At 49.7% G+C, this 18264-nt stretch carries 16 protein-coding genes; 3 read left to right on the top strand and 13 right to left on the bottom strand.

Going from position 1 to position 18264, the window contains the following annotated elements:
* Nucleotides 1-40: 40 nt before the first annotated feature.
* The 6 genes from MKZ24_RS12825 to MKZ24_RS12800 all read right to left on the bottom strand — a co-directional run bounded on the left by MKZ24_RS12825 (nucleotide 41) and on the right by MKZ24_RS12800 (nucleotide 3136).
* Complete coding sequence (locus tag MKZ24_RS12825; protein WP_340783488.1) at nucleotides 41-427, bottom strand: hypothetical protein; 387 nt, start codon at nucleotides 425-427, stop codon at nucleotides 41-43.
* A 19-nt stretch (nucleotides 428-446) separates the two neighbouring features.
* A complete protein-coding gene (locus MKZ24_RS12820; protein WP_156123311.1) occupies nucleotides 447-629 on the bottom strand; it encodes a hypothetical protein in 183 nt (60 codons plus the stop codon).
* A gap of 169 nt (nucleotides 630-798) precedes the next feature.
* The gene (locus MKZ24_RS12815) at nucleotides 799-1710 is read right to left on the bottom strand and encodes a methyl-accepting chemotaxis protein (protein WP_340783484.1); all 912 of its coding nucleotides are present in this window, start codon (nucleotides 1708-1710) and stop codon (nucleotides 799-801) included.
* Nucleotides 1711-2014: 304 nt separating this feature from the next.
* Nucleotides 2015-2389: a hypothetical protein gene (locus MKZ24_RS12810; protein ID WP_042238598.1), complete on the bottom strand. Its 375-nt coding sequence runs from the start codon at nucleotides 2387-2389 to the stop codon at nucleotides 2015-2017.
* A 175-nt stretch (nucleotides 2390-2564) separates the two neighbouring features.
* Nucleotides 2565-2744 (bottom strand): YfhD family protein, encoded by a 180-nt coding sequence (locus MKZ24_RS12805; RefSeq protein ID WP_042238599.1) that lies wholly within the window; start codon nucleotides 2742-2744, stop codon nucleotides 2565-2567.
* Nucleotides 2745-2779: 35 nt separating this feature from the next.
* A complete protein-coding gene (locus tag MKZ24_RS12800) occupies nucleotides 2780-3136 on the bottom strand; it encodes a hypothetical protein (RefSeq protein WP_042238600.1) in 357 nt (118 codons plus the stop codon).
* Between the two features lie 302 nt (nucleotides 3137-3438).
* On the opposite strand from MKZ24_RS12800, the gene MKZ24_RS12795 reads away from it, so the two are divergent.
* Both MKZ24_RS12795 and MKZ24_RS12790 read left to right on the top strand, forming a co-directional pair.
* A complete protein-coding gene (locus MKZ24_RS12795) occupies nucleotides 3439-7977 on the top strand; it encodes a S8 family serine peptidase (RefSeq protein WP_340783479.1) in 4539 nt (1512 codons plus the stop codon).
* A 338-nt stretch (nucleotides 7978-8315) separates the two neighbouring features.
* On the top strand, nucleotides 8316-8795 hold the full coding sequence (locus tag MKZ24_RS12790) for a GNAT family N-acetyltransferase (RefSeq protein WP_081956636.1): 480 nt from the start codon (nucleotides 8316-8318) through the stop codon (nucleotides 8793-8795).
* Nucleotides 8796-8890: 95 nt separating this feature from the next.
* Here the strand turns inward: MKZ24_RS12790 and dnaJ are convergent, their stop codons facing one another.
* The 4 genes from dnaJ to hrcA form a co-directional block, all read right to left on the bottom strand.
* Nucleotides 8891-10015 (bottom strand): molecular chaperone DnaJ, encoded by a 1125-nt coding sequence (dnaJ, locus tag MKZ24_RS12785; protein WP_042139464.1) that lies wholly within the window; start codon nucleotides 10013-10015, stop codon nucleotides 8891-8893.
* A 218-nt stretch (nucleotides 10016-10233) separates the two neighbouring features.
* A complete protein-coding gene (dnaK, locus tag MKZ24_RS12780) occupies nucleotides 10234-12081 on the bottom strand; it encodes a molecular chaperone DnaK (RefSeq protein WP_042238604.1) in 1848 nt (615 codons plus the stop codon).
* A gap of 111 nt (nucleotides 12082-12192) precedes the next feature.
* A complete protein-coding gene (grpE, locus tag MKZ24_RS12775) occupies nucleotides 12193-12783 on the bottom strand; it encodes a nucleotide exchange factor GrpE (protein WP_042238606.1) in 591 nt (196 codons plus the stop codon).
* 49 nt (nucleotides 12784-12832) lie between these two features.
* Nucleotides 12833-13864: a heat-inducible transcriptional repressor HrcA gene (hrcA, locus tag MKZ24_RS12770; RefSeq protein ID WP_039309603.1), complete on the bottom strand. Its 1032-nt coding sequence runs from the start codon at nucleotides 13862-13864 to the stop codon at nucleotides 12833-12835.
* A 224-nt stretch (nucleotides 13865-14088) separates the two neighbouring features.
* Here hrcA and MKZ24_RS12765 point away from each other — a divergent pair, with 224 nt between their 5' ends.
* A complete protein-coding gene (locus tag MKZ24_RS12765) occupies nucleotides 14089-14802 on the top strand; it encodes a hypothetical protein (RefSeq protein WP_340783471.1) in 714 nt (237 codons plus the stop codon).
* 365 nt (nucleotides 14803-15167) lie between these two features.
* Here MKZ24_RS12765 and MKZ24_RS12760 read toward each other — a convergent pair.
* From MKZ24_RS12760 to hemW, 3 genes are all read right to left on the bottom strand, one after another.
* Nucleotides 15168-16312, bottom strand: a protein-coding gene (locus MKZ24_RS12760; RefSeq protein ID WP_156123389.1) for an IS3 family transposase whose coding sequence is annotated in 2 segments (ribosomal slippage) — nucleotides 15168-16039 and nucleotides 16039-16312 — 1146 coding nt in all. Because the reading frame shifts where the segments join, the coding sequence is not laid out codon by codon here.
* A 160-nt stretch (nucleotides 16313-16472) separates the two neighbouring features.
* Complete coding sequence (locus tag MKZ24_RS12755) at nucleotides 16473-16982, bottom strand: N-acetyltransferase (RefSeq protein ID WP_340783469.1); 510 nt, start codon at nucleotides 16980-16982, stop codon at nucleotides 16473-16475.
* A 74-nt stretch (nucleotides 16983-17056) separates the two neighbouring features.
* Nucleotides 17057-18229, bottom strand: a complete 1173-nt coding sequence (gene hemW, locus MKZ24_RS12750; RefSeq protein WP_340783468.1) for a radical SAM family heme chaperone HemW — start codon at nucleotides 18227-18229, stop codon at nucleotides 17057-17059.
* Nucleotides 18230-18264 lie beyond the last annotated feature (35 nt).

The raw sequence follows: 18264 nt of genomic DNA, 5'->3' as shown, positions 1-18264 counted from the left end.
ATAAAAAAGGCGTCCGCCCCTTTTCAGGTTTGGACTGCCTTTAAGGCTGCAATTGCACCCGCGTCTCTTTGTCCGGCCCGTAGATAGAGTAGAAGAACATGTATATAGAAGCTTCTGTTCCTTTGAAGTCCTTATACACATCAATGCTGTGGTTCGTTCCTTCTCCCCGGAAGTTTACTATCACTATTTTACCTAAGATCCGGTCTTTCCCTGTGCCGATATGAGTCTGATTCACGCCGCCAAAATGGGGATCAACGCTCTTCGTCTCCACATAGAGATCCGCCCCCTGCATATAGTAGGTCCACTGTACCGGATAACCGCCGGTTTCCCGGATCAGCGTCTGCTTGTCGCTGGAGATGTTGGTCAATTGGAGTGGTGTCTTATCATCCTCATGCCGGGTAACCTTATATTTCCCTACAAGCGTCATTGGCGTCGTCTTTGAAATCTCAAGATCTGCCGGTCGTTCGAACCGCAGGGTTGTCAGATCTCTGTCCCCGGTTGTCGAATACCAGCTTCTCTACCGGGGGTTCCGGACTCCCCTTGAACAAATGCAGATTAGCCATCAGCTTCTGCTGCAGACTGTTCCTGCGTTTCAAGTGATTCAGGCAGGTATTAACCGTGACTTTCATAATCCACGCCTTATTGTTTGGAATACCTTTATAACAACCGTGGGCTTCAAAAGGTTCATTTTCTACTAACAATAAGCAAAAAAAGCATGTCTCCACGTAAATCCCCGGGATACATGCTGTAAAAGGAAATTCTATGTTGAACTGGAACAGCATTCGGAGAAAGCCACCGTCAGACGATGTTCATTACTTCACGCGCCTGATTGTCCAGTTCCTGTGCGGAGGATGCAATCAAAGTGAATTCATTCAAGGCTACCTGAATCTGCTGCTGGCTCACAGCCACATTCTCCTGAACCAGATTAAGTCCGTTAGATATTTTTCCTACTTCCTCTGTAATGGCCTGGACACTGTCGCGAACCTCTGTGATCTGATCCTGAACCATTGCGGACAGCTTTCTTACTTCTTTGGCCACTACGTCGAATCCCCGGCCGAACTCACCGGCATGGGCAGCCTCAATTGCCGCATTAAGCGCAAGCAGGTGGGTCTGTGACGCAATATTACGGATCGTCTGCACCACGCCGTGAATGGCCGCTGCCTGCGTCTGCAAATTCAGCAGCGTATCCGTATTTTCGCTCGATACTTCAGCGATTTTATCAATACTCACCAGCAGCTCCTGACTCCGCTCAATTCCTTTTTCTGCACGCTGATTCAGGCTGTCAGCCATTTCCTGCAATTGTTCCACTACACGGTTCATATTATTCTGTCTGCCAGTGATATTGGTCGCCACCTTCGACACGCCAATGACATGCGTATCTGTCTCATCAAACACCGGCATATACGTGGCTTCGAGCCAGACTGATTCCCCGTCCGCGTCCATCCGTTCGATTTTATCCTGAAAGCTCCGGCCGGCAAACAGATTCTGCCAGAATATCTCATAATCAGGGCTGTTCACGAACGAGGGGAAACACAACTGCTTGTGCTGCATTCCGTACATATCCTCCACCCTATATTTCACCGAGCTGGCAAAGACCTCATTTACATAGGCGACACGGCGGTCCAGATCAAATCGGATCATAGCGAGATTCTTTTCCAATGCTTTGACAACCAATTCGTCTGTAACTACTTGGGCTGATAGATTCTCCATTATGACTACTCCCTATAAATCTCAATTTTTATTTTATCCGGCTTTTTTATTGGTTTTGGTATTATTCACTTTACTTATATTAACGGATATCCGGGCAGTTTGGATTATACTAATGAATTAAAAAAATCAGCGTAAATGAAGCAGCTGCACAAGGAAGGCCTCCCGATGCCAGTCACGGTCCAGCTACACAGAAAGCCCCGCCCCCCGGCTGGCGGAGAATGGGACTATCTTTCTTAGAATGGGCTTATGAGTCTATTGAGACATTAACCGATGTGGCCATCCGCATATATGTACAGATTCCGCACTATTTCCTGGGTCCGTAATCCCCGATCTTAATTCCCCATACACTATCCTTGTGGTACGCAGCCGCTTCCTGCAGATCCGGGAGTCTGGCATCCTGGGGATAATGGCGCTCCAGATACTGGACGAAAGCCCGGCGCAGACCGATCTCATTCTCCAGCTTATTGAACTCATTAGGGTGCTTCTCCATTTCGGCAAGTGAAGTCTCCCAAGCTTCCAGATCAGCAGCCTCCGATTGCCCGGTGCGGACTTTCGCAGTAAGCTCCCGAAGCTCCCGGTAAGCCTTTTTTACTTTGGAAGAATAGACTTGCTTCTGGTTCAGGAAGGTTAGCAGCGCAACCAGTAACGCCAGTCCAACCCATAAAATAACAGTATCCACGTAAGTAACCCTCCCGGTTTGGCATATCTCTTCATTATACACGGCTGAGCACAAAAATACCCCACTTCTGTGGGGCATCCGCTACAACATTTACATCATGGCCTGACCAAATTATATGCTGGAAAAAGCTCCTGTTTAAACTCGCGCCAAGTTCACATTTTAAGGAAGATTTCCGCTATTCCTTCTTCAGAATCTCCTCCATCTGTCTTTTATCAGCCTCCCGGGAGCGATCCATTGCCTCTATATCATCGTGATCCGCTTCAGCCGCTGAGAATTCAACATCCTCTGCCTTTGCCTCATAGAGCATCTTCAACTTTTCCGTCTTGGAGAAAATTTTCGAGTTTTCTCTGTCCACTATTAATCAGCCTCCCAAGTAGTGTTATCTGACAATCAAATCATCCCGCCGGCTTCCTCAATGAGTGACAGCGCCTGATCATAAATGGTCGAATCTACAATTACAGTCAGCAAAATATTTCTGCCTGTCGGTCCGCCATCCCCGCCGTGACTCATCCCGCTGCCGCTCGTATGCGATGCAGAGAGGATGCCCGTATGCTCACTGGCTGCGGTCATGGAATCCATACTTGCCAAATTGCCGGTAACCGGATTCACTCCGGACTGCAGCCCGCTTCCGCCAAATCTGCTGAACCTGTCAATGGAGACCTCTTCTACCCGCAGCGCCTGAAGCTTGCGGGAGACCCCTTCCGCTTCTTCCGGAGCCCTAAAGTACGCCAGTATATATCTTTCCAAGACCGTATCCCCGCTCTCTTGAGATTCAAGCTCTTAGTTGTACATGTTTATGTTGTCTTGGCAACGCCATTTTTATGCTTTTATTTCAATAGCCGAGTATATGAATCGGATTTCGACAATTTATTCAGCACTTTACCGTAATATGGTACTAAAGTAGTATATTCCAATCTGTAAATTGACTGTAAAATAAATGTAATTTTCACTATTATTTTTCTTCAAAGCAGTTAAGCCACTCGGAAGGGAGAGAACCGGTTTATACGGTTGCTGAAATGAAAATCAAATACTACTGGGGAGGATATTAAATGTTCAGACGCTCCATTCGCAAATTTGGCATAGCCACTGCAAGTTTTAGTCTAGCGGTTTCCCTTCTGCTTCCTTCCGCATCTTTCGCAAGCAGCACTTCGTTTTTACCGGCAGCACCGGATCTCAAGAATCATATCTCTCTGCTTAACTCCAGGCTAGGCAACACCCCGGACTCCTTAAAATCATCCATCCAGAATTACACTTCAGTATTAAACTCCAAACCGCAGAATTATGCGGGCAACATCACTACTTCAGCGCCTGTAACTTTCATTGTCCAATTGCAGAATGACCCGGTCAAAGTAGCTGAGAATCAGGGCGCCAAGAGTAAGACACCTGCTTTGCAGCGTAATATTCTCCGTACGGAGCATAACAGCTTCGCTGCCGCTGCCGCTGCGATTGGTGCAAACACCGGCCATGAATATACGGAAGTGTTCAACGGCTACTCCGTAACTCTGCCAGGTAATCAAGTGGACAAGCTGCTCACCTTGCCGGGCGTGAAGGCGGTCTTCCCGAACCAGAAGGTTCATGCGCTGGAGACTGCAACAGATTCCTCCACTCTTACTGAGACTCTCAAGGATACCGTGGATGCCACTAAGGTCGGCAACGGGGATATCTTCGGTTCTGATGAACTGAATGAGGATGGCATCACTGGTGAAGGAATTCAGGTTGCCGTAATCGATACCGGTATCGATCCCACTCATCCTTACCTTGAGGATTTTTATGAGGATGGTCACGGTTATGATGTCGTCGATGGTGATTCTCAGCCATACGAAACAGAACCTGACCCTGCTTACAAGCCAATCAACGGCAATCCTTATGAGACGGCTCACGGCTCACACGTATCTGGTATTATCAAGAGCGTAGCGCCGGATGTTGAGCTTTATGTGTACCGCGTACTCGGCCCATATGGAAACGGCAGTACGGACGACGTTATTGACGGCATTGAAAGAGCCGTTGCTGACGGTGCTGACGTTATCAACCTCTCGCTCGGTTCAGATGTGAACCAGCAGTATTCGCCTGATGCCATTGCAGTGGATAACGCCGCTGACGCCGGTGTCACCGTTGTACTGGCCGCAGGGAACGCCGGTCCCGAGGCTGAAACTGTCGGAACACCTGGTAGTGCACACCGCACCATATCAGTCGCCGCTTCTACGACACCTGCTGATGTTACTTTTATTAAGGTGGGTGTTACCGACATTGTCTATGGTATCCAGGCGTCCGAAGCTGGATTTCCCGAAGAAGCCAACGGCTTGGAAGTTGTCTATGCCGGACTTGGACTTACTGTAGATGATTATATGAATGCAGATGTAGAAGGTAAGATTGCTATCGTTGACCGCGGAAGCAACACCTTCGTGAACAAATCAGCAAATGCCCGCTCAGCAGGGGCTGTCGGCTTGCTGATCGCTAACAACAGAGCAGGTGAGCTCAATGCCGCTACTGATGCTACCGGAGTCCCTACTTACGGCATTACCCAGGACGAAGGCAAGGCGATCAGGGCTGAACTGGCAGCGGGCCATAATACGCTCTCATTCTCTGTGGGTCCAGATAAAGACAACCTCATCGCCGGGTTCAGTTCGCGCGGACCTGCACTTCCGGACTTCACCATCAAGCCGGATGTATCGGCTCCTGGTGTAGCCGTGAATTCATCAGTACCGGTATGGGAAAGCGAAACCGGCTACGCCAAGTTCAACGGAACCAGTATGGCCAGCCCCCATGTGGCCGGGGCAGCTGCGCTGCTGCTGAGCTCAGGTAAAGAGGCTAATGGACAGGCGTTAACCCCGGATCAGGTAAAAATCCTGTTAGCCAATAATGCCACTTCGCTTACAGACCGTAATAATAAATATTACAGTGTATACGAGCAGGGTGCCGGGCTGATTAACCTGCCTAAGGTGCTGAAAGCTTCAGCCATCGCACGTGTCCCTGAGGTGCTTGACACTAAGCGTCCGGAAACAGAAATACCTAAGGTTAAATACGACACAGGTTCCTTGTCCTTCGGACTGGTGACTGCGGCGTCCACTGTGACTAAGACCGTGTATGTAGACTCCCTGGCTAAGGAACCCAACACTTTCACTATTGGTGTGGAATGGCGTACTCCAACCCATAAAGGTATTGAGTTTGCCAATCTTGAAACCTCTGTTGAAGCAGATGATTACTTCCAGGTACCGCTAACGGTAGCTGCGGAAGCTGTAAGCGGAAAGTACGAAGGTGTACTGACGCTAACTTCAGGTACAGAGACTCTGACTCTGCCGTTCAGCGTGGTAGTAGGTGTGCAGTACAAACCTGATACAATCACGAATTTCGAAGTCGGTGCAGAGAATTTCGAGTTCATCTCACCTAACGGTGACGGACTTCTGGAGAGCACCTACCTGACCTTCTCTGTAAATGAAACCGTAGAAAACCTAGCGTTAGAAGTTGTTTCATTGGATGGTTCTACAACCGTTGTCGGAGACGTATACGCCACAGGGCAGAAATTCTACCCCGGCCTCTATGAAGAACCTGAATGGACTGGCATCGTTGATGTTCAGGGTGAGTCTTATGTATTGCCTGACGGCATATATTCCATAACCCCTGTCCTGGACGGCGGAACGACCCGGTTCGATGATCTATCTGCTATTGTTATTATTGACCGGGAAGCACCGGAAGTCAGCGGTACAACAATAACGGAGCACGCCCGGACGAATGAGCAGGAACCACGAGGTGCAACCATTAGTGGCGTCATTGTTTACGATCTGATGTTCGAGCTGATCGATGAAGAGACGGATCCGAATGAACTGCTTGCAGTATCTGCAGCCTATGAAGAACCGGATGGCACTGTAAAAGAAGCGGATGGCTATATTGATTCCAACGGTTATTTTGAAATTGAGGTTCCTTTGACCGAGGGCTTGAATCAGTTCTATCTGTACGCTTACGATTACGCTTCAAACGGTTGGATCGATTATAACCAGCTTCTGCGCTACAACACAGATCAGACAGTTGCTACGGTCTCACCTACAGCTTCCAGTGCAACTGTAGAGTTGGGCACTTCAATCACCATCGACGCTGGCTTCTCCGTAACTGAGAATGTGTACGGTATCTACGGAGCCACTTTCAATTTGCTCTACAGTAATAGCCTGGCTCAGCCAAATATCAAATCAAGCGTACAATTAGCAACATATCAGGAAACTCATTTTCCTGGTGTACCATTGCTTGAGTATACGAACCTGATTCATTTGGAGGATGGACGCGATGTCCAGCAGTATGGCGTTCATGTAACAGACGGAGCTTATGATGGAATTGGTACCGGATCATTAGGACAGTTCACATTTACTCCGACTAAAGCCGGAACTTACACCTTTGAATTATCGGATATCAAGCTTTGGAGCGACAATTACTCGGCGACAATTCCGGCAGGTTCATCGACTGTGAGTGTTGTCGTGAAAGAACCATTATCAAGCTCAAGTAATCCATCACCATCTCCAAGTACAATAGCAGCAGCTTCAGGCACAACTGCGACTTCCGGACAGCTTACTGTAACAGCTGATCCTGCAGGTGGTAAGCCTACAGCGAGCCTGGCTGTTTCCGACTCCATTCTGGATGCGTCATTGAAGAGTGCGGTGAATAACAATGTCGTACTGAGCATCACTGATGTAGACTTCTCCAAATACGGACAAGTAAGCATTGTGCTCACATCTGCCCAGGCGGACAAGCTGAAGAGTTCCGCAAGTGCACTCAGTCTGAACGGTAAGGGATTCTCCTTAACCATTCCGGCTGGCACACTTCCGGACTTCATTACCGCCACTGGCCTAACCGTCACACTCGGTTTGCATGAGGAAGCGGATACCGCTCCGCTAAGCGGCATTACCGGAAGTATTGATATCGGCTCCTCCTCACTGACCCTCAAGAACGGCTGGACCACAAGCAAGCCTGTATTTGTACAGCTTGCCCTGAACCCTGACGGCTTGAAGGATGCCCGCAAGACAGGGGCTTATAAAGAGTCTGCTGAAAACTCTTGGAGTTATCTGCAGTCCGGAACTATTCCGGCAGACGGCCTGCTGCAGTTCAGCATTACCGGTGACGGTACCTACATTGCTGCCGCCCGTAATACCAGCTTCTCCGATATAGGGATACACTGGGCCAAGGATGCCGTCGAAGTTCTTGCCGCTCACGGTATCGTAGCCGGTAAAGGAACTACCGCTAGCTTCAAGCCTGCTGACAGCCTAAATCAGGCTGAGCTGTTGACTCTGTTCGACCGTTTGCTCGGCAAAGGTGACACCTGGACAACACACATCAAGGAAAGCGGCTCCCGCGATGTCCTGACCCGCGAAGAAGCAGCGGTAATTCTGGCTGAGGCACTCGGTGCCGATGTTACTTCCTCAACGCTGACCTTTAAGGATGCAGGTTCTATCTCGGCTAACGCCAAGAACGCAATCGCTTATGCAGTAAGCAAAGGCTACCTACAGGGAGTGGGTAACAACACCTTCAACCCGAAAGGTACCCTGACCCGTGCCCAGGCTGCTGTCATCCTGGAGCGTGTGCTCGAGGATCTACGTAATCAGTAAGCAAGTAATCTGTATCGTAACTAATATGCCCTATTAAAGCGGCGGCAGCATCCTGATTTGTGGATGCTGCCGTCGTCTTTGTGCTGATTTCAAATCGTTAAGGTAAACAAACCCGAGTTTGCCTGCCTCTTTGCCAGGTGACTTAGACAATAAATTCAGCCAACAGGCAGTAATTTTTAATTATAGACAAATTATATCGACCCTATAGGATAGGATCCAATTAGAATAATATCAGGATGTTTTGGAGCAGCCGGGATACTTAATTGAAAAAAAACGGCCTAAATCACACCATTGAAAATACTGCTTACCAGAAAGCTAAGCTAACGGAACAATAGTTAATTTATGAGGAGGAAATAACTCTGCAAATCATAACTGAACGGCTAATCATTACTGCATTTGACCAACAAAATTACAAGAAGGTATCTGAAACGTACCCTATCGGGAAGCATACCGCCGGATATTTAGCTCATCTTGAGGAAGACCCTGAACTGCTGGGCTGGGGAGTGTGGTTTGTAACATTAGCTGATAATAACCAAATTATCGGAGACATTGGATATAAAGGGAGACCGGATATTCAAGGAATTGTAGAAATCGGATATGGAATAATTCCGGACATGCATAATAAGGGGATAGCTACAGAGTCGGTGAAAGCAATAATGGAATGGGCATTCTCTTCAGGACAAGTGAAGAAAATTGTGGCAGAATGCCTTATAGATAACCTTCCTTCCATTAAAGTTCTGGAGAAATTGGAAATGACCAGAGTTAGAATAAAGGATGGAATGATTCATTGGGAAATAACAAATAACCGGCATCGTTGAATTAAAGGAGAAAAAAAACGCCCGCCTCCAATTCCCTGGAGGCGGGCGCTGCTATGCGGCTCCGTAGGGCCGCAGGATTGATACAATTATGAAGATCAGTCCCCGCGGAACGCACGCTTCACGCGGTCAAAGAACGATTGCTCCTGCTCATGAGTGTTCTCCCCGTTGTGGGAGGCGAACTGGCGGAGCAGGTCTTTCTGCTCATCGCTGAGCTTGCTCGGCGTGACCACGATGACACGGACATGCTGATCGCCGACTCCGCTGCCGCGCAGATGCGGAACACCTTTGCCTTTGAGGCGGAAGAACGTGCCGGTCTGTGTGCCTGCCGGAATCTTGAGCTTCACTTTTTCGGTAAGTGTAGGGATTTCGATCTCGTCACCAAGCGCCGCCTGAGCGAACGTCAACGGAACCTCGCACATAATATCATCGTTCTCGCGCTCGAAGAAATCGTGATTCTTGACGCGGAAGACAATGTACAGATCTCCGGCCGGGCCGCCGCGTGTGCCGCCTTCGCCTTCACCGGTCATGCGCAGCTGTGCGCCGTCATCGACACCGGCAGGAATGCGCACATGAATCTTGCGCTGTTTCTTAACCTTGCCCTGGCCTGCACATGTTGTACATTTTTCTTTGATGATCTTGCCGGTGCCGCTGCAATGAGAGCAGGGACGGCGGTTACGCATCTGTCCAAGCGGTGTATTCTGCACGAATTCCTGCTGGCCGCTGCCGTGACATACGGAACAGGTCTCCGGCTTCGTTCCAGGTTTGGCACCGGAGCCAAAGCAGGTATCACAGGTCTCCGTGCGCGGAATGGTAATATCGGTTTCTTTACCGAATACCGCTTCCTTGAATTCAATGGTCATCGTATACTGCAAATCGCCGCCGCGCTGCGGTGCATTGGGATCACGCCGTCCGCCGCCGCCGAAGAACATGTCGAAAATATCGCCAAGACCGCCGAAATCTCCGCCGCCGCCGCCAAAGCCGCCGCCCATGCCCTGGTTAGGATCAATATGTCCATATTGGTCATAACGAGCCCGCTGCTGCCCGTCACTGAGGACATCGTAAGCTTCCTTAACCTCTTTGAACTTGGCTTCTGCATCGCCCGCTTTATTCACATCCGGATGATACTGGCGCGCCAGCTTACGGTACGCTTTCTTCACATCTTCGTCTGAAGCATCTCTTCCGAGGCCCAGTACCTCATAATAATCGCGTTTATCTGCCACTGCTTTCACCTCCGTACATCGTTATTCTTCTGCCCTTAACATGGCAAGTAGAAACGGCTACACCGTCCCGCGGGGACGGCACCGTTTCTTCGAGAAATGTAAGAAGAAATTTATGACGGGAAACCCATAAATCCTTACATTTTAAAGGGAAAGCCAAAACACGGGATGCCCCGGTTTTGACCTTCCCCTCTCACCAAATAGAAACTTATCGTTTAAGGTTAACCTTGATTCTTCTCATCGTCAACCACTTCATAATCAGCGTCTACCACGTTGTCTTTCTTGGCATTGCCTTCAGAAGCTCCCTGGCCGCCTTCAGCGCCTTGCTCAGCTTGTGCAGCCTGTTCATACAGCTTCACAGACAACTGCTGTACGATCTCATTCAGCGCCTCTGTAGCGGCAGTGATTTCTTCCAGGTTGTCGGTTTCAAGGGAAGCCTTCACTTTGTCTTTGGCTTCATTGGCTTTCTCGATTTCGGAAGCATCGACTTTGTCAGCCAGGTCCTTGATGACTTTGTCCGTGGAGTATACGAGCTGGTCAGCGTTGTTCTTTGCTTCTACCAGTTCTTTACGCTTACGGTCTTCCTCAGCATGCAGCTCGGCATCCTTCATCATCTGTTCTACTTCAGCATCGCTCAGGCCGCTGGAAGAAGTGATAGTGATCTTCTGGCTCTTGTTGGTGCCTTTATCCGTAGCAGATACGTTAACGATACCGTTGGCATCGATGTCGAAGGTTACTTCGATCTGCGGTACACCGCGCGGTGCCGGTGGAATCTCGTTCAGCATGAAGCGTCCCAGTGTCTTGTTGCCGTTCGCCATCTGGCGCTCACCCTGCAGCACGTGGATTTCCACGCTTGGCTGGCTGTCAGCGAAGGTCGAGAACACCTGCGATTTGCTTGTAGGGATCGTAGTGTTGCGCTCGATCATCTTCGTGAATACGCCGCCTGCAGTTTCAATACCGAGGGACAGCGGAGTTACGTCAAGCAAGACTACGTCTTTAACATCACCAGTCAGCACACCCGCTTGAACAGCAGCACCAAGGGCTACTACTTCATCCGGGTTAACGCCTTTGTGAGGCTCTTTGCCTGTAAGCTTCTTGATTGCATCCTGTACGGCAGGAATACGAGTGGAACCGCCGACCAGCACGATTCTGTTCAGATCAGCAGGCGTCATACCGGCATCGCTAAGCGCTTGACGGGTTGGTCCCAGCGTACGCTCTACCAGGCTTGCAGTCAGTTCGTCGAACTTGGCACGGGTCAGGTTGACCTCCAAATGCTGAGGTACTCCGTCAACAACCGTGATGAACGGCAGCGATACAGTAGTTGTCAGTACGCCAGACAGCTCTTTTTTCGCTTTTTCTGCAGCGTCTTTCAGACGTTGTACAGCCGCTTTGTCCTTGCTCAGGTCAATGCCTTGCTCTTTCTTGAATTCAGCCACGAGATAATCCATAACCAGCTGGTCAAAATCATCCCCGCCCAGACGGTTGTCACCGCTGGTAGCTTTGACTTCGAAGAAGCCGTCGCCCAGTTCGAGGATCGATACGTCGAATGTACCGCCGCCAAGGTCATAGACAAGGATCGTCTGGTCTTCGGATTTCTCCAGACCGTATGCAAGTGCTGCTGCCGTTGGCTCGTTGACAATACGCAGAACTTCGAGACCGGCAATCTTGCCCGCATCCTTCGTAGCTTGACGCTGGCTGTCATTAAAATATGCAGGAACCGTAATAACCGCCTGGGTTACTGTCTGGCCCAGATAGGCTTCGGCATCGGATTTCAGCTTCTGGAGAATCATCGCCGAAATTTCCTGTGCGGAGTAGTCTTTGCCGTCAATGCTTTCTTTGTGGTTCGTACCCATGTGGCGCTTAATGGAAGCGATGGTACGGTCCGGGTTCGTAATGGCCTGGCGTTTCGCTGTTTCACCGACGATACGCTCGCCGTCTTTCTTGAAGCCTACCACCGACGGGGTTGTACGCGCGCCTTCCGGATTCGGGATAACGACGGCTTCGCCGCCTTCCATAACGGCAACGCAAGAGTTGGTGGTTCCAAGGTCAATACCGATAACTTTACTCACTGTAATTTGCCTCCTCAGACATAAGGTGAAGCCCCGGGGCTTCAACCATTCATATTGTTATTGTGGTGTAACGTTGTTTTCATATAATAATGCTCACTTATATAGACAGAACTACATGCTGACTTTGACCATGGCCGGACGAAGAACTTTATCTTTCAGGAGATAGCCCTTCTGGACTTCTTCTGTCACGATGCCTTCCTCGTGCTCCTCGCTCTCCACCTGCATGATCGCCTGATGATATTCAGGGTTAAAAGGCTGTCCCACCGTTTCCATAGCTGTAAGTCCTTCAGACTTAAGTACCCCGTCCAGCTGACGGAAAATCATATTGATGCCTTTGGTGAACGCCTCGGAATCTGCGCCTGCCGGAGATGTAGCCAATGCACGCTCGAAATTGTCGAGTACCGGAAGCAATTCAGTTACGAGCTTGGAAGTCGCATATTGCGCAAGCTCTTCCTTTTCCTTCTGTGTGCGGCGGCGGAAGTTATCGAAATCAGCCTGTACACGCAGTGCGCGCGCCTGATGTTCATTCGCAAGCTCCTGCAGCCGTCCGAAATCCTCTCCACTGCCTGAAGCCGCCTCGCCGGCCTCTTCAGCCGTAAATGTGCCAGTGCCTTCTGCAGCTTCCGCCTCATCAGCAGCCTGGTTCTCATTTATGGAGGGATCATTCTGTTCTTTCATTTCCTGAACCTCTTCCTCTTTCAAGTTGTCTTCACCTCCTTATCATCATTCACCGTAATCAATTACGCTCTGTTCACTTATACCAGTGTGCCAGCATCGCTGTCAAATCCCGGGACAGAATCCCCAGAATGCCCATTACGCGCGCATACTCCATCCGGGTCGGACCCAGGATACCGATGCTCCCCAGCGCCTTGCCATCCAGCGAATAGGTAGCGGTAATCAGACTGCAGTTCGCAAAAGCATCATGCTTATTCTCTGTACCAATGCGCACTTGCATCCCTGTTCCGCCGCTTGCCGGGGTCAGCATTTTGAGCAGGGTTGGCGTCTCTTCCAGCAGGTCCAGAATATTCTTCACCTTGTCGACGTCCTTGAACTCCGGCTGGGTCAGCATATTCGTTGCACCGCTGAGATAGATGCGCTGTTCATGGTCACTTTCGAGCGCCGTGTCCAGCACCTGCATTAATTCTTCATAGTGGGAGATGTGACGCTGCATTTCCTCACCCAGCTCGGAATAGAGCTGGCTCTTCAGCTTATAGAGCGGTACATTCACCAGCTTGCTGTTCAGCAGATTGACAACCTTCTCCATCTCGGATACAGAAATATCCGGAGGAAGGTTGACGATCTTGTTCTCCACCTGCCCCGTGCTGGTAACGATAATCGCCACCGCAGTGTTGTCATCGAGCGGAAGCAGCTGAAAGTGGCGCAATGAAGTATGAAAAACCTCCGGTCCCAGCAGGATGGAAGTATAATTCGTCATATTGGAAAGAATCATTGCCGCATGTTGGATAACCTGCTCTGTCGCATTCAGCTTCTCGGCGAAAAAAGCGCGGATCGTGCCCAGTTCGGCCGTTTCGGCGGAATTCCACGGTACCAGATGGTCCACATAATAGCGGTAGCCCTTATGAGAAGGGATTCTCCCTGCCGAAGTATGAGGTTGTTCCAGGTATCCCAGGTCCTCAAGATCAGCCATTTCGTTGCGGATCGTTGCAGGACTGTAGCCTACATCGCCGCGTTTCGAGATACTGCGCGAGCCTACCGGCTCAGCGGAAAGAATATAATCATCTACGATTGCATTCAGTATCATTCTCTGGCGTTCAGTTAACATGTTATTCCCTCCTATCGGCTGTGGCTCCGATTCGTTAGCACTCTAGTCAGATGAGTGCTAACCACTATTACAAAAATACCAAACTGACCTTGGCATTGTCAAGTCAGTTTCACAAATCACAAAGCACTGCCGGATGCATTTTTTTCAAGATAAAACCATTATTTCGGATATGCCCCCGCAACCATTCATCCGCTTCATCGTCAGATAGAACAGGGGGTGATGAAATGCGCTTGATGAAATCATGGTTATTTGCCATATCCGCAGTGATCCTATGTGTGCTGTTGCTTACGGCCTATACAGTGAAAACTACTCAGAACAAGTGTTACTTTGGCGAAGTGGATTATGCATCCGTCCTGCAATGGAATGGTGTCCTCTATGGCGGTGATACGGATAGTGATCTCAGCGGACTGAGCAGAGGGAATGCTATCGGCAAGGTTACCTACAGCAAAATCGAGCATAGGTGTCCCCGTAAGAAGATGCAGGATGGAGATGCCACGAATCTGAAGACAGGTACACCGCTCTATGAAGTGAATGGATATGAACCTTCGGCGAGAATCTGGGCGGGTGGCCAGCTCTATGAGGCGTACAGCAACCCTGCAGCCAGAACCCTTAACGATCTGCTGGATGTCACCGGCAAAATACAAACCGTCCGTTTCATCAGCGGGAATGACGGTTCAGACCTGATGGACTTTACTCCGGAGGCCAACGCCATATTTATCCGTGAATTCCCTAAGCTGGAGTACATCCCGCATGAGGAGCTGTCCAAACAGACCAAGAGCTGGGTAGGCAATCTGTACTGGATGGAAATCGAAATGAAAGACGGGTCCACCAGAAGGATTACCTATAATACAATGTTCCCTTCATTTCACTCTGCCTATGCCACTCCGGAGCTGGCCGAGCTGATAGAGCAGCAGCGCAAGCTTATTTATGCCAGGTAACCGGTCAACAGCATGTGTGCGCGAATCGGAATTGTTGTATGTTTTACAACTTGGACTCTTAGATAGGCAGGTGTTTAGGCGGATTGTTGTACGAAATACAGGAATTGTCCCGCTGAAGCGCTTGAAGGCGGAGGATTGTTGCCTTTCGTACAACAATTTCGGATTATGGGCAAGATTATGAGGTAAATGTTGTATAATGTGCAGGATTTCTCATCGAGAAGTTCTTGCGACAACAGCAGCACAGATCCAAATATTCACTATATAGAGTGAAGTGTAACATCCACATATCCGCGCAAAAAAACCACTCCCCCCCGGAGGGGGACTGCCCCCCGTTCGTGAGACAGGGATCAAAACACCCTGCAAGTTCAAGCAGCCAGTCGCCGGAAATCCACCGGTGACTGGTTATTTAGTTTCGCCTGAATCCGAATTGAGTTATAGTAAGTGATGTAGTCTCGAACGGTCTGTTCAACGATTGCCGTCGTTGTACACATGAGATCTTCGAGGTAGAACGTTTCAGACTTTAGGGTGGAATGAAACGATTCGATGGGGGCATTATCGGCGGGCGTTCCCTTGCGGGACATGCTCATGGTAATGCCTTTTCCTTTGACTGCAGTCTGGTACATCTGAGACGTATATACACTGCCCTGGTCGCTATGAAGCAGCATATTTGCCCGTTTTGGAAGTTGATTCAGTGTATGCAACACTAAAGATGTGTCTTGCTTGTCCGCTATACTGTAAGCTACAATCTCCCCATTGTATAGGTCCAGAATGCTCGAGAGATACAACATCTTCCCTCCAAACGGTAAATAGGTAATGTCCGTGACGAGCTTTTGCAGATGCCCCTCTGCATGAAATTGCCGCTTCAGCAGATTTTCTGCTGGATGTGCTGGCTGCCCCGGGGCCTTACGTTTCTTCCTCCTTACACGGCATTGTAGCCCTTCACGCTGCATAATCTGTTGAACTCGTTTGTGGTTTATGGGTTCTTCTGCCCGAAGGAGTGCGGTGATTTTCCGGTACCCATATCGGAATTTATGCTGTACGCAAAGCTGCCTTATCTTCTCCGCTATAGACTCTGAAGGCTCGGTTTCTACTGCGGCTTTCCAGCGGTAGTATGTGGCTCTTGCAATCCCAAGCCATGCGCAAGCCTCTTTCACCGTTACTTCTTCTCGAATGGACTCGATCCAGGTAATAACGACTTGCGGTTCCACCTCCTTTCCAGTTCCCTGTACTTTTTTAGCACGTCTAGTTGCTGCTTTAAGAAACGATTCTCCGCCTTTACTCTTTCCAGCTCCGTAGAGTGTTCTGGACCTTTTCCGTAGCTGTACTGTTTGCCCACGGGCTGCTCCAGACGATGCACTTCGCCTTTTCGATACCACCTCATCCATGTCTTTAACTGTGTGTTATTCCGTATCCCTAGCTCCTCCATAACCTCTCTGACCGGAACTCCTGCCAACCTCATCTCAATGGCTTTCATTTTGATTTCTACCGGGTAACTCACTCTCGTTGCCAACGCAAAAACACCTCCAAGATTATCTCCCTATCTTACGACAGGGTTTCATTTTCTTGTAGGTGTTTTGATTTGTCTCACGTTATGGGGTCAGTCCCAGGTTCCGATCCGTAGGCAGTGGTTTCTTATTATATAGGTTGCCGCAGAACCTGTGGCCCCCGGGTTAATCCAATCTCTTCAGCACAGCGATTTCATCGCAGGCATGCTGCTTCTTGCAGTTCACGCAATCTGTCCAAACCTTCTCGGGGAAAATCTCCTTCTCCACCACATCGAAGCCGTTTCTGAGGAAGAAATCCACAGCATAGGTCAAAGCCATAATCTTCGGAATTTTCTGGCGTCTGGCTTCTTCGGTCAGCTTCTCCAGAATCATCGAGCCTACGCCTTTGCCCTTGCCTTCATCGCGCAGACCGATCGAACGTACCTCTACGAGGTCGTTTCCGAGTCTGAACAAGGATCCGCAGCCGATAAATCTGCCGCCGATTTCGGCAATCACGAACTGATCGATCTGGCGGGCCAGTGCTTGCCTGGAACGGGGCAGCATAATTCCGCGCTGAGCGTATTCCTCTATCATCAGATACAGCGGCTCTACATCCTCCACTGTAGCATTTCTGCATATCACTTGCTCATCTCCCGCAGGAGAAGACTGGCGGAACACATCCGTTTTGACAAGCACTTTGACTCACCCCTCGTTGTTAATATGAATAAATATACAACAGAGTGAATTACAATTCAAGGGGTATTTTAAAATTAAACTTCTGTCAAAGCACCGACAAATTCTCCAAATACATCGTTGCCGAACAGGATTCCCTGCTTGCTCAGACGATAGGTGTCCCCGGCCTGCTCCAGCAGCCCGGCCTTAAGCATTTTATGCAGCGATCCTGCAAAAATATCCTCCAGCGACTTCCCGAATTGTGAGCGGAATGCCGTATCCGACACCCCTTCGCGCATCCGCAGGCCGACCATCATGAAATCCTCCATCGCCTCCTGCTCAGAGATAGGGAAGCTGTCCAGACGGGGCAGCCCGCTGCGCGTAGCCTCATTATACGGATTAACGCCCTTGATATTCATATGCCGCTGGCGGCCCACATATCCGTGCGCCCCGGCACCGAGGCCATAATAATCCTCGTTGCGCCAGTAGGTAATATTGTGGCGGCTCTCCAGCCCCGGCTTGGCAAAATTACTGATCTCATATTGCGTATAACCCGCAGCCTCCATGGTGGACATAAGCAGCAGATACATCGCCAGCTCATCCTCTTCATTCGGCAGGGGAAGTTTGTTCTTATTAAATAGGGTGTGGAACAGCGTGTTCTCCTCAACCTTAAGACTATAGATAGAATAGTGGGGAAGATCCAGCGCCAGCGCCTTGTCGATGCTCTCTCTCAGCATATCCACCGTCTGGTTCGGCAGGCCGAACATCAGATCCAGCGAAAGATTATCAAGCCCGGCCGCGCGGGCATTCTCCAGACTGCGGTAGACATCATCCACATCATGAATGCGGCCGATTCCGCTCAGCAGCTCGTTCTGGAACGCCTGAACGCCGAAGCTGACCCGGTTGACGCCGCCTTCCTTCATTACTCTGAGCTTATCTATATCGGTAGTGCCGGGATTAGCTTCCATAGAGAACTCGATATTCTCATCCCATTGCGGGAAGTGTCTGCGGACCGATTGCAGGAAATAGGCCATCTCATCCGGTTTAAGCACTGTAGGCGTACCGCCGCCGACAAAAATGGTCTTGATTACACCGGGAGGCGTGTTCTTCACGGTCAACTCCATCTCACGGTCAAGGGCATACAGATACTCCATGACCGGCTGATCCTTCAGGACATAGGAATTGAAATCACAGTAGAAGCACTTATTGGTGCAAAAGGGGATATGAATATATACGGCCTCAGGGGGACGGCCATTGTGTGCTGTGTTCATAGCTGTCTCCTTTGTTCTATTTAATGTAAAAGCTG

The sequence above is a fragment of the Paenibacillus sp. FSL R7-0297 genome, from assembly GCF_038009025.1.
GTDB lineage: Bacteria > Bacillota > Bacilli > Paenibacillales > Paenibacillaceae > Paenibacillus_AQ.
Note: the sequence above shows the minus strand (reverse complement) of the source record. Positions and strands in the feature narration are given on the sequence as shown.